The organism is Flavobacterium tyrosinilyticum (genome assembly GCF_023656565.1).
Lineage (GTDB): Bacteria > Bacteroidota > Bacteroidia > Flavobacteriales > Flavobacteriaceae > Flavobacterium > Flavobacterium tyrosinilyticum.
On sequence record NZ_JAMOKG010000002.1, the window covers coordinates 466834 to 478749 of the forward strand.

At 34.0% G+C, this 11916-nt stretch carries 12 protein-coding genes; 8 read left to right on the plus strand and 4 right to left on the minus strand.

Annotation, left to right across the window (positions count from 1 at the left end):
• Nucleotides 1-39 precede the first annotated feature (39 nt).
• Nucleotides 40-618 (minus strand): non-canonical purine NTP diphosphatase, encoded by a 579-nt coding sequence (locus tag NCC77_RS09745; RefSeq protein WP_250835394.1) that lies wholly within the window; start codon nucleotides 616-618, stop codon nucleotides 40-42.
• 76 nt (nucleotides 619-694) lie between these two features.
• Here NCC77_RS09745 and NCC77_RS09750 point away from each other — a divergent pair, with 76 nt between their 5' ends.
• A complete protein-coding gene (locus NCC77_RS09750; protein WP_250835395.1) occupies nucleotides 695-2473 on the plus strand; it encodes an ABC transporter ATP-binding protein in 1779 nt (592 codons plus the stop codon).
• On the opposite strand, the gene NCC77_RS09755 is transcribed toward NCC77_RS09750, so the two are convergent.
• Nucleotides 2454-2879: a ribosomal maturation YjgA family protein gene (locus NCC77_RS09755; protein ID WP_250835396.1), complete on the minus strand. Its 426-nt coding sequence runs from the start codon at nucleotides 2877-2879 to the stop codon at nucleotides 2454-2456. The two genes, NCC77_RS09750 and NCC77_RS09755, sit on opposite strands and share 20 nt — an antisense overlap.
• Before the next feature lie 66 nt (nucleotides 2880-2945).
• On the opposite strand from NCC77_RS09755, the gene NCC77_RS09760 reads away from it, so the two are divergent.
• From NCC77_RS09760 to NCC77_RS09770, 3 genes are all read left to right on the plus strand, one after another.
• A complete protein-coding gene (locus NCC77_RS09760) occupies nucleotides 2946-4124 on the plus strand; it encodes a glycoside hydrolase family 88 protein (protein ID WP_250835397.1) in 1179 nt (392 codons plus the stop codon).
• Between the two features lie 6 nt (nucleotides 4125-4130).
• Nucleotides 4131-4538 (plus strand): hypothetical protein, encoded by a 408-nt coding sequence (locus NCC77_RS09765; RefSeq protein ID WP_250835398.1) that lies wholly within the window; start codon nucleotides 4131-4133, stop codon nucleotides 4536-4538.
• A 264-nt stretch (nucleotides 4539-4802) separates the two neighbouring features.
• The gene (locus NCC77_RS09770; protein ID WP_250835399.1) at nucleotides 4803-5234 is read left to right on the plus strand and encodes a hypothetical protein; all 432 of its coding nucleotides are present in this window, start codon (nucleotides 4803-4805) and stop codon (nucleotides 5232-5234) included.
• Between the two features lie 47 nt (nucleotides 5235-5281).
• Here NCC77_RS09770 and NCC77_RS09775 read toward each other — a convergent pair whose 3' ends face one another.
• Both NCC77_RS09775 and NCC77_RS09780 read right to left on the minus strand, forming a co-directional pair.
• The gene (locus tag NCC77_RS09775) at nucleotides 5282-6796 is read right to left on the minus strand and encodes an FMN-binding glutamate synthase family protein (RefSeq protein ID WP_250835400.1); all 1515 of its coding nucleotides are present in this window, start codon (nucleotides 6794-6796) and stop codon (nucleotides 5282-5284) included.
• Nucleotides 6797-6832: 36 nt separating this feature from the next.
• Nucleotides 6833-7612, minus strand: a complete 780-nt coding sequence (locus tag NCC77_RS09780) for an NYN domain-containing protein (RefSeq protein ID WP_250835401.1) — start codon at nucleotides 7610-7612, stop codon at nucleotides 6833-6835.
• Nucleotides 7613-7812: 200 nt separating this feature from the next.
• Here NCC77_RS09780 and NCC77_RS09785 point away from each other — a divergent pair, with 200 nt between their 5' ends.
• The 4 genes from NCC77_RS09785 (at nucleotide 7813) to ric (ending at nucleotide 11903) form a co-directional block, all read left to right on the plus strand.
• Nucleotides 7813-8262, plus strand: a complete 450-nt coding sequence (locus NCC77_RS09785) for an RrF2 family transcriptional regulator (protein WP_250835402.1) — start codon at nucleotides 7813-7815, stop codon at nucleotides 8260-8262.
• A 20-nt stretch (nucleotides 8263-8282) separates the two neighbouring features.
• Entirely contained in the window at nucleotides 8283-8810 is a 528-nt protein-coding gene (gene azu, locus NCC77_RS09790; RefSeq protein ID WP_250835403.1) for an azurin, read from the plus strand.
• Nucleotides 8811-8909: 99 nt separating this feature from the next.
• The gene (locus NCC77_RS09795) at nucleotides 8910-11144 is read left to right on the plus strand and encodes a nitric-oxide reductase large subunit (protein WP_250835404.1); all 2235 of its coding nucleotides are present in this window, start codon (nucleotides 8910-8912) and stop codon (nucleotides 11142-11144) included.
• A 27-nt stretch (nucleotides 11145-11171) separates the two neighbouring features.
• The gene (gene ric, locus NCC77_RS09800; protein ID WP_250835405.1) at nucleotides 11172-11903 is read left to right on the plus strand and encodes an iron-sulfur cluster repair di-iron protein; all 732 of its coding nucleotides are present in this window, start codon (nucleotides 11172-11174) and stop codon (nucleotides 11901-11903) included.
• Nucleotides 11904-11916: the final 13 nt, after the last annotated feature.

Genomic DNA, 11916 nt, shown 5'->3' on the forward strand with positions numbered 1-11916 from the left:
ATGTAAAATTTGAGCTTTAAAATGTTGTATTTGAAACAATTATTTTGTGGTAGTCAGGAAATCAATTAGTTGCTGAACTGCTTTTCCGCGGTGACCAATCGTATTTTTGGTTTCCAAAGGCAGTTCTGCAAAGGTCTCGTTAAAATTTTCTGGTTTAAAAATGGGGTCGTATCCAAAACCATTTGTACCTGTTTTGGCTAAAGTAATTTCTCCTTTTGCAATTCCGGTAAATAAAAATTGTTTTCCATTTAGGTTTAAAGTTATAACAGTTTTGAATTGGGCGTCACGATTTTCTTCATTTTTTAAAGCGTCTAAAAGCTTGTTCATGTTGTCGTCTGCATTTTTTTGCTCTCCTGCATATCGTGCAGAATATACGCCAGGTTCTCCATTTAAAGCATTTACTTCGAGACCTGTATCATCTGCAAAACAATCATAACCATATTTCTGGGTTACATAATCTGCTTTTAAAATTGCGTTTCCTTCAATGGTATCTGCCGTTTCAGGAATGTCCTCTAAACAATTAATCTCTTCTAAACTTAATATTTTGATGCTTTCAGGAAGCATACTTTGAATTTCGGCGATTTTATTTTTGTTGTTTGAGGCGAAAACGAGTTTCATAGCATTATGTGTTTAAATGATTTTCAACACAAATTTAGAATTCTTATATTTGATATGTTAGCTAAAATTCAAATAAATGCAATTATCAGTACTTTATAAAAAAATCCTGCCTTTTGTAAAGCCGTACAGAAAAATGGTAATTGCAACTTTACTATTAACTTTCTTAGGTTCGTTTGCAGCACAGGTAAATGCTGTAATTTTAAAATATACTGTCGATACTATAAATAATTTGATGGTAGCTCACGAACCATTATCCAAAGGATTTCATTTACTTGGTATAATTAGTATTGTTTTGTTAACTAAAGAATTGGTTAATTCTGTAGTTCAATTTGGACAGAAATTCTATGGTGAAAAACTCCGTATTTTTATTACGCGTGATATTTCTCAGACCATAGTAGAAAAAATTCTAAGTTACAGAATGGAGTTCTATACTTCAGATGAAAATGAAAGTGGAAAACTGCAGACTAGAATTGATGCTGGAATAAGCAGTTTAACCAGATTGGTGCAAAACTTCTTTATTGATATTTTACCATTATTTGCAAACGCTTTTGTGGCTTTGGTAATTATGTTTTATGCCAATGTTTATGTGGGTTTGGTAAGTTTATGTATTATTCCGATTTATTTTTATATCAGTCAATTGCAGGCAACGAGATTGAGCGGATTCCGACGAAGAATGCGTAAGTATCGCGAAACTAAAAATAATGGAATCATCAGTTTAATTGAATCGATAACGGTGATTAAGTCTTTTGTACGCGAATCTACAGAAGCCGATCGTCATGAAAGGATACAATTTGAAATGACCGAAAATCAGCTGCAAACCAGAAAAACCAGTTTTATTTTTGAAAGTATAAAAAGCTTTGTTGAACAGATAGGAGTAGTAATTATCATTATTCTAACGGCTTATTTTGTTTTGAATAATCAAATGACAATTGGTGCGATTATGTTTCATATTATGCTCTTTAATAATGTTTCATCGCCAATTAGACAATTACACCGAATTTATGACGAGGTAAATGATGCATTAATTTATTCTGAAGGGTTCTTTGATATTTTAGAAGCAGAGCATGAGACAGAAACTAGCGGTAATTACATCCCGGAAAAAATTGTTGGATTAATAGAAGTGAAAAATGTAGATTTTGTATATCCAAACGGAACTCAGGCGCTTTATGATATTAATTTCACTGTAAAGCCAAATGAAACCACTGCTTTGGTCGGATTAAGCGGTGCTGGAAAAAGTACCATTATTAATTTATTGGATAAATTTTACTTGCCTTCAACTGGTCAGATATTTTTGGATGGAGTGGATTTAGTTGAATATAATACCGATTTTCTGCGTAAAAATATTGGTTTGGTGCTTCAAAAAAATCACATTTTTAAAGGTACAATTTTAGAGAATATTTTATATGGAAAACCAGAAGCTTCAAAAGATGAAGTTATAGAAGCTGCAAAGCAAGCCTATATTCACGACCAGGTTATTCAATTGCCCAAAGGTTACGATTCTGATGCGCATTTGCTTTCAGGTGGCCAACAACAACGTATTGCGATTGCTAGATTATTTCTCAAAAATCCGCCAATTATTTTCCTTGATGAGCCAACAGCAAGTTTGGATGCTATTGCAACAGAACAAATTAAAAAGTCTCTGGATGCTATCAAAAAAGATAGAACCGTAATTATAATATCGCATAGTATTTCTCAGATTATCGACGCTTCTAATATTATCGTTTTAGAAAAAGGTAGATGCGTAGAAAAAGGAACTCATGACGAATTGTATGATAATAAAGGAACGTATCATCAAATATTCATGGCAATGGCGAACAGTTTAAACATTGAAAAAATTACACAGACTTTTGATTGAAATAATTCAAAGTTATTGTTTCAAAAACAAAAACTGCAAGAATTCCAAAAGTATAAGCCAGAATATCTTCCCAAAGAAACCCTTGGCCTAAAACATATCTTCCAAAAAGTGTTTTTCTAAGTGCTACAATCCAATCGGCTTGATATAATTGTAGAAATTCAATTCCATAACAAATCAAAAGAGAAAGGAACGCAATCGCGAAAGCATTTTTGAAGGGAAGAAATATCCGAACCAGAAAATAAATCATGACAGCGTATAGAAAATCGCCAATCCATAAGGGGATAAAAGAAATTTTTCTAGAAAGGATTCCAAGGAAAATGATGCTTAGAAAAACTAGGAAATAGGTAATTCTGGTTTTGTTCAAAATAGAAATTACGGTATTAATTGTACATATTAGGTCGAACAAAAATACAAAACCCAATTAGATTCACTTTATTTCCTAAATTTATCGATTAAACAAACTATCAACCACATGAATGCAAAATTTTTTACTCTGATTTTAGCTTTGTTGCTTCTAGGAAATCAATGTTATTCTCAGAAAGACAAAACGTTTAATATTAAAAAACAATTGGATTATTGCACAGAGCAAGCTTCAAAAACCTTAAAAGTGATTCCAGATGATGGAACTTCTCCGAGAACAGTTCCAAACGGAAGCAAAGAATGGAAATTTGTTGGCTATAAAGACTGGACAAGCGGATTCTGGCCTGGAGAATTATGGTTTTTGTATGAAGCAACTAAAGATAAAAAATGGGAAAAAGAAGCCGATAAATTCAGTCGTTTTTTAACGCCATTATCTGTCAGCAAAGCGGGTGATCATGATTTAGGTTTTCAGGTTTTTAATAGTTTTGGAAACGGATATAGATTGACTAAAAATCCAGAATACAAACAAATTATATTAAGGACAGCAGATACATTGGCAACGCTTTTTAATCCGAAAGTGGGAACCATTCAATCTTGGCCTCATAACAAAATGGGAGGGCATAATACGATTATTGATAATATGATGAATTTGGAGCTTTTGTTTTGGGCTTCAAAAAATGGAGGAAGTAAAAAATTATACGATATAGCAGTTAAACATGCTGAAACCACAATGGCCAATCATTTTAGACCAGATAACACTTCGTATCATGTTGTAATTTACGATTTCGAAACTGGAAAAAAGATAAAAGGAAGAACAGCACAAGGATATAGCGATGACAGTATGTGGGCGCGAGGTCAGGCTTGGGCGATTTATGGTTTTACAATGACGTACAGAGAAACAAAAGACGTTAAGTTTTTAGATTTTGCCCATAAATTAGCTCGTGTTTATCTGGATAAATTAACTACAGAAGATTTAGTTCCGTATTGGGATTTTAATGCGCCAAATATTCCTAACGAACCTCGTGACGCTTCGGCGGCGGCTATTGTTTCTTCAGCGCTTTTAGAATTAAGTTCGTACACAAAAGACAAGAATTTAAAAGCTGAATATTTGACAAAAGCAAAAAAGATGATTGTGTCGCTTTCAAACGATTATCAGAGTAATGATGTTAATTCGGCATTTTTACTGCATTCGACGGGACATAAACCTGCAAACAGCGAAATAGATTGTTCTATAAATTACGCAGATTATTACTATCTTGAGGCATTATTAAGACTTCAAAAATTAAAATAGAATATTATGCTAAAGAAAATAAGCCAAATTGCTTTCGCAATAATGATGGTATTAATGCTTGCGAGCTGTAAAAATACCAAACAGAAACTTCAAGAATATGTTGTTACGTACAACAAAAGCATTGCTCCAAGTTTTAGAGCCGAAAATGTAACGCTTACTACCGCAAGAGGTTATATTAATGATAATAAAATTGAATTGCGATTTGAAACTGGTTTAGACCAAAATGAAGGCAATAAATTAGCTTCTTCTATATCATTTGTAAGATTGATAAGATCAATGATTGAAAAAGATCAGATTCCAAGACAATTAATAGAAGAGGGAGTTCAATTTGATGTTTACTTTTTAGCAAATGATAATACTGTTTTAGATAAAGAGGTGCTCACAGGAGAATCTCTTAAATATATTTTGAAATAATAGATCGATTAAAAAAAATAAAATATTTTTAAATTCTTACATATTGAAAGTCTCTTTAAAGTTTATTTAAAGAGACTTTTTTGTATTTACAGCTAAAAATTAAAATTTAAAATAGCTTTTTTATTCTTACAAATATTTGCATTTTACGAGTATAAACGGTTTGCATTCAAAGAATTACATATGTCTTTTTTATAAATTCATATTGGTTTTATGTTATAAATTAATTATGTTTGAGTTAAAAAATAAATATTAAACCAAAAAATTATGAAAAAAATTACCCAAATCGCATTTGCAATTGCTTTTGCATTATTTTTAGTAAGCTGTAAAAATACCAAGCAGAAAATTCAGGAACATGTAAGTAATTACAATAATTCTTCTTCTATAAAGGGAAGTGGAATTACGAGCACATCGGCAAAAGCTTTTCTAAATGATAATAAAATCGAAATTAGAATTGAAACAAATTTGGAAGAAAACGATGCAAACAAATTAGCCTACAAAGAATCTTTTCCAGATTTGTTAAAAGAGATGATCAAGAATGACCAAATTTCATCTTCTCTTATTGCTGAAGGAGTAAAGTTCGACGTCTATTTCTTAGCTTATAATAATGCTATTTTGGCACAAGAAGTAGTAGATAAAGAAGAATTAGCGGCTTTAGAAGGAAATACCAGCGCAGGTAAAGAAACAGCGAAATTATAACCCAAATAGTATAGAAAAAAAATCCTCTTCAATTGAAGAGGATTTTTTTATGAGAACTGGGTAACGTTTTTCAAATTATCAGGGAAATAGAGTTCAGATAAATTGGTAAACTCATCTCCACGCATAAAAATGTTGATATCAACATCAGCAAATGACGTTTTTCCAGCAGCAGCTAAAAGTTCATTTGCAGAGTGAAGTGTATTTTTATGAAAGTGAAATACCCTTTCTGATTTATCGGTAACAACCAAACCTTTCATCAGCATTTTATTTTGAGTTGCCACTCCTGTTGGGCATTCATTATTATGACAGCGTAAGGCCTGAATGCAACCTAAAGAAAACATAAATCCTCTCGCACTATTACACATATCTGCACCCAAAGCAATCGCGTGTAAAATGGAATAGCCAGAAATAATTTTTCCGCTTCCAATAATGCGCATTTTATCGCGAATACCTAAACGCACCAAAGTTTTATTCACAAAAATCAATGCAGGCTCAAAAGGCATTCCGACACCATCTGCAAATTCAAGAGGAGCAGCACCTGTTCCGCCTTCTGCACCGTCAACAGTTATAAAATCTGGATAGGTGTCTTCATTGATCATTTCCTGACAAATAGCTTCAAATTCGGCTGTATTTCCAATGCATAATTTAAATCCGATTGGTTTGCCATTAGATAGATCACGTAATTGTTTAATAAACTGAATTAATCCGTTAGCATCAGAAAAAGCGTGATGTCCAGGAGGAGAAAGAATCATAGTGTGCGGTACAACACCTCTAATTTTAGCAATCTGTTCTGTGTTTTTCTTAGCTGGAAGAACACCTCCGTGACCTGGTTTTGCACCTTGAGAAAGCTTAATCTCGATCATTTTTACGTTTGGAAGATTTGCTTTTTCTGAGAAGTTTTCGGGACTGAAATTACCTTCGGCATCTCGACAGCCAAAATAACCTGTTCCAATCTGCCAGGTAATATCTCCGCCACCTTCAAGGTGAAACTCAGTTAATCCACCTTCTCCCGTATTTTGGTAGAAATTTCCCTTTTTTGCTCCAATATTGATGGCGCGAACTGCATGTTCGCTCAACGAACCAAAACTCATTGCGGAAACATTAAATAAAGAAGCAGAATAAGGCTGTTTACAATCTTTTCCTCCAACCAAAACACGAGGTAATTCTTCGTTTACTTTTGCCGGGAAAATAGAATGTTTTATTCCTTCGTAACTTTCTGTATTTAAGTTTAATTGCGTTCCGAACGGAGTACTCGAATCAATGTTTTTTGCTCTTTGATAAACTAATGAACGCTGGTTTCTAGAAAAAGGTTTTCCGTCTGTAGATCTTTCGATAAAATATTGCTGAATCTCAGGCGCGATCATTTCAAATAAATATCTGAAATAACCCAAAACAGGAAAGTTTCTTAAAATAGCATGTTTTTCCTGAGAGGCATTGTAAGCTCCGACAATTAGCAAAAGCGGAATAATAAATACGAGTAAATAACCTCGTCCAGTGTAATAATAAATTGCAGCAACAATTAGAAACAATAAGAATCCGTAAATAAAGAATTTTTTTCTCATGTTTTTAAAAAATTAAATAGGGAATAAATGCGATAATTAGTTGAATCTTAAACGTACATAAACGTGTTTGATTCCTTTTTTGTCTGACTCTCTTTCATCGATTTCCAAAATATCAGTCAATGATTTAAGCATTGGTGTCAATTTAGAGAAACCATAATTTCGAGGGTCAAATTCTGGTTTTTTCTTCACAATCAGATTTCCGACATCTCCCAAAAATGCCCAGCCATCATCATCTTCAATATCTTCGATGGTAGCTTCAATGAGCTCAATAGTCTGTTTGTCAATTTTATGAAGTGCTTTTTCAGCAGGTTTTTCAGCAGGTTTTTTGGTGTCAGTGGCAACTGTTTTTGGTTTTTTCTTTTGAATGGCGCCATCTAAAACTTCAATGTAAATAAATCGGTCGCAGGCTACAATAAATGAACTCGGTGTCTTCTTTTCGCCTATGCCAATTACTTTCATGCCAGACTCTCGAAGCCGAATGGCAAGACGTGTAAAATCACTGTCGCTGGAAACAATACAGAATCCGTCTAATTTTCCAGAGTATAGCAAATCCATTGCGTCAATAATTAATGCAGAATCGGATGAATTTTTTCCAACCGTGTAACTATATTGCTGAATAGGGGTAATGGCATGTTCTAATAAAACGCCTTTCCAACCATTTGCATTTGGTTTTGTCCAGTCGGCATAAATCCTTTTCGTAGTGGGCGTTCCCAATTTTGCAATTTCTTCCATCATGCCTTTTACATTGCTGTATGGCACATTGTCTGCATCAATAAGGACTGCCAGTTTTAAATCTTTTGAATTGCTTAAAGGCATTTGTTAAATATTTAAAATTTAATACTCTCAAAGTTAAAATTAAAATTGGGTTTTATAAGAATTCAATGATGAATATGTGTAATTATTAGTACTAATTAGTTTCATTATAAATAATATTTAATAGGTGGAAAATTAATTAAAGATAAATTTGTCTTTTATATAAAACCTTTCTATCTTTGTCAGGAATTAATTAAGGATGTATGTTTTCAAAAGCGTGTGAATATGGAATAAGAGCTTCAATATTTATTGCAACCAAATCTTCTAAAGGGATTAGAGTTGGGATAAAAGACGTTGCGAAAGAGATTGATTCGCCAGAACCCTTTACAGCCAAGATTATGCAGATTTTAACCAAAAACGGCATAATTAATTCGACAAAAGGAGTAGGAGGCGGATTTGAAGTTTCGCCAGAGGCAGCAAAATCGATTAAATTAATTCAGATTGTAGATGCTATTGATGGAAACAAAATTTATAGTGGCTGCGGAATTGGGTTAAAAGAATGCTCCGAAGAACATCCGTGCCCAGTTCACCACGAGTTCAAGAAAATACGAGGACTGCTGTTAGAAATGCTTAAAAATACAACTTTAGAGCAGCTAGCTTCTGATGTAAAATCGGGAGATTTCTTTCTCAAAGCGACAAATGCGAACAATTAATATTATTAAATATCTTAAAAATGAATACAAAAACCAAAATTTCAGTATTAATCCTGATGGGATTTTTAGCAGTTACTTCTTGTGGTAAAAAAGAAACAGCTCCAGCTGAATCAACAGTAACAACCGAAACATCTACTGAAGGTGAACCAGCTCCAACAGCTGCTCCGACAGAGGAAAATGTTTTAGTTATTGAAGGAAATGACCAAATGCAGTTTAATACAAGTGAATTGAAAGCTGTTGCTGGAAAACCAATCAAATTGACTTTGAAACACGTTGGTAAAATTCCAAAAGAAGCAATGGGACACAATTTAGTGATTTTACAAGAAGGAACAGATCAAGCTGCTTTTGCTTTAAAAGCTAATGATGCCAAAGCGACTGATTATATTCCTGAATCTGAAAAAGCTTCAATCATTGCACACACTAAATTAATTGGTGGTGGAGAAGAAGACACAATCGAGTTTACAATTGATAAAAAAGGATCATACCCATTTATTTGCTCTTTCCCTGGTCACGTAGCCATGATGAAAGGTGTATTAATTGTTGAGTAAATAACATAAACTCCAAATGCTGTAAATAGGTTTGGAGTTTTTTTAAAAACAAATAAAAGATAATTTTGTCTTTTATTGATCAATTTCCCCCCAAAAGAAATGAAAAGAGAAAAAAAATTATGGATAGTTTTTGCATTGGTAATGAGTATTTCATTTGCCGTGCTAGGTTATTACGGTTACGAGATCTATCAGCAGGCACCGCCAGTTCCAAAAGAAATAGTAACCGATTCTGGTAAAGTTGTCTTTAGCGAAAGCGAAATTAAAGACGGACAAAATATCTGGCAAAGTATAGGTGGCCAGGAAGTGGGATCTATCTGGGGACACGGCGCCTATGTGGCCCCAGACTGGACCGCAGATTGGCTTCATAGAGAGGCTGTTTTTATATTGGGTATCTACGCAAAGAAAGATTTTAATCAAAAATATGATGAATTGGATGCCGAAAAACAATCGGCTCTAAAGGTTCGTCTTCAGAAAGATTTAAGAACCAATAGATATGATGCTGAAACAGGAGTGCTTACCATTTCTGAAAACCGTTTGGCTGCGATTGAGTATTTAAGCGGGTATTATAAAGGTCTTTTTACAAATGATCCTCAATTTGATAAGTTGAGAGAAGAATATGCGATTCCGAAAAACTCGATTAAAGATGTTGAAAGAATGCATAAAATGAATGCTTTTTTCTTCTGGGCAACTTGGGCAACCGTTACCAACCGTCCTGATGGAGATATTTCGTATACACACAATTGGCCGTCAGATGAATTGGTTGGGAATACTGCCACTACAGAGCTTTTAGCTTGGTCTGGAGTAAGTATTATTTTATTGATTTTAAGTGTTGGAATCTTAGTTTTCTATCATGCAAAATCTGGTGAAGAGGAAGAATTTCCGCTTCCAAAAGAAGATCCGCTTATTAAGCAAGGCAAAACAAAATCTATGGGCTTGGTGACCAAGTATTTCTGGATTGTGAGTCTGCTGATGGTTTTACAAATGGTTTTCGGAATTATAACAGCGCATTATGGAGTGGAAGGGAATGGTTTGTATGGATTCCCGATAGATAAAATCCTGCCTTATGCCGTAACACGTACATGGCACACGCAATTGGCAATTTTCTGGATTGCAACAGCTTGGCTAGCAACAGGATTATATATTGCTCCAGCAGTTTCGGGTAAAGATCCTAAATTTCAGTGTTTTGGTATCAACTTTCTGTTTATTGCGCTTTTGATTATTGTTTTAGGCTCAATGGCTGGACAATGGTTTGGTGTTATGCAAAAACTGAATTTGGTTCAGAATTTCTGGTTCGGACATCAAGGTTACGAATATGTTGATTTAGGTCGTTTCTGGCAGATTTTCCTTTTAGTTGGACTGTTTTTATGGTTGGCTTTAATGATTCGTCCGTTACTTCCAGTTTTAAAGAAAAAAACAGAAGAGAAAAACCTAATCATATTGTTCTTAGTTTCTTGTACTGCAATTGCCATGTTCTACGGAGCAGGATTAATGTGGGGAAGACAAACCAATTTAGCAATTGCCGAATATTGGAGATGGTGGGTAGTTCACCTTTGGGTTGAAGGATTCTTTGAAGTATTTGCAACAGTTGTAATTGCGTTTCTGTTTGTTCGTTTGGGATTATTAAAAACGAAAACTGCTACTTTAAATGTACTTTTTGCAACCATTATTTTCATGTCTGGAGGTATTTTAGGAACATTCCATCACTTGTATTTCTCAGGAACGCCAACAGCAATTATGGCTTTGGGAGCAACATTTAGTGCTTTAGAAGTGGTTCCGCTGACTTTAATCGGATTTGAGGCCTATCAAAACTATAAAATCTCAAAATCAACGCAATGGATTGCCGATTACAAATGGCCAATTTACTTTATGATTTCTGTGGCCTTTTGGAATTTCCTTGGCGCCGGAATCTTCGGGTTCATCATTAATCCGCCAATTGCATTGTATTATGTGCAAGGTTTAAATACAACGCCTTTACACGGACATACCGCATTGTTTGGAGTGTACGGAATGTTGGGAATAGGTTTGGTACTATTTGTATTAAGAAGTTTATACCGAAATGTAAGCTGGAATACTAAACTGCTAAAAATTACTTTTTGGTCTTTGAATATTGGTTTATTCCTAATGGCAATTTTGAGCTTATTGCCAATTGGAGTTTGGCAGGCAATTGAGAGCATTAATCACGGAATGTGGTACGCTCGTTCATCAGAATTAATGCAGCAGCCTACAATGATTACTTTAAAATGGCTTCGTGCAATTGGAGATTCTATTTTCGGAATCGGATTTATTACAATGGCTTGGTTTGTATTTGAACTGACATTAAAAAACAAAAAATAAAACACACAAAATATAATATTGATTATCATGGAAAATTTAAAAAACAAAACAATAGGATCGTTTGTAGCTGAAGATTTTAGAACGGCTGCAGTATTTTCAAAATATAGAATAGATTTTTGCTGCAAAGGAAACCGAACAGTTACTGAAGTATGCGAAAAACAAAATATTGATGCCGATACTTTATTAGAAAATGTATTGCAAGTTGTGCAATCAGAAAACAGCGGAACAATTGATTTTAATTCATGGCCCTTAGATTTATTGGCAGATTATATTGAGAAAACGCATCACCGTTATGTAGAAGAAAAAACTAACGTTTTACTTCTGTTTTTAGATAAATTATGCAAAGTGCACGGCGCAAATCATCCAGAATTATTTAAAATAAACGAACTGTTTATTGGCTGTGCAGGAGAATTATCTCAGCACATGAAAAAAGAAGAATTGGTTTTGTTTCCATTTGTAAAAAGAATGGTGAAAACAAAAGAGTCTGACGGAATTTTATCTCAGCCATCTTTCGGGACAGTTTCAAATCCGATTGCTATGATGATGCACGAACACGATAATGAAGGCGAGCGATTTAGAGAAATAGCTGCGTTGACAGATAATTACACTCCACCAGCAGATGCTTGCACAACTTACAGAGTAACTTTTGCAATGCTAAAAGAGTTTGAAGCAGATTTGCATAAACACATTCATTTGGAAAATAATATTTTGTTTCCAAAAGCTGTGGCTTTAGAAAAAGACTTTGTTGAAGTAGAATAAAAGGTTAATTTTA

Coding starts and splice junctions, on each gene's coding strand:
- NCC77_RS09765 (WP_250835398.1), top strand. CDS start 4,131: ATGCTAAAGAAAATAAGCCAAATTGCTTTCGCAATAATGATGGTATTA.
- NCC77_RS09780 (WP_250835401.1), bottom strand. CDS start 7,612: ATGCCTTTAAGCAATTCAAAAGATTTAAAACTGGCAGTCCTTATTGAT.
- azu (WP_250835403.1), top strand. CDS start 8,283: ATGAATACAAAAACCAAAATTTCAGTATTAATCCTGATGGGATTTTTA.
- NCC77_RS09795 (WP_250835404.1), top strand. CDS start 8,910: ATGAAAAGAGAAAAAAAATTATGGATAGTTTTTGCATTGGTAATGAGT.
- NCC77_RS09770 (WP_250835399.1), top strand. CDS start 4,803: ATGAAAAAAATTACCCAAATCGCATTTGCAATTGCTTTTGCATTATTT.
- NCC77_RS09785 (WP_250835402.1), top strand. CDS start 7,813: ATGTTTTCAAAAGCGTGTGAATATGGAATAAGAGCTTCAATATTTATT.
- NCC77_RS09775 (WP_250835400.1), bottom strand. CDS start 6,796: ATGAGAAAAAAATTCTTTATTTACGGATTCTTATTGTTTCTAATTGTT.
- ric (WP_250835405.1), top strand. CDS start 11,172: ATGGAAAATTTAAAAAACAAAACAATAGGATCGTTTGTAGCTGAAGAT.
- NCC77_RS09745 (WP_250835394.1), bottom strand. CDS start 618: ATGAAACTCGTTTTCGCCTCAAACAACAAAAATAAAATCGCCGAAATT.
- NCC77_RS09760 (WP_250835397.1), top strand. CDS start 2,946: ATGAATGCAAAATTTTTTACTCTGATTTTAGCTTTGTTGCTTCTAGGA.
- NCC77_RS09750 (WP_250835395.1), top strand. CDS start 695: ATGCAATTATCAGTACTTTATAAAAAAATCCTGCCTTTTGTAAAGCCG.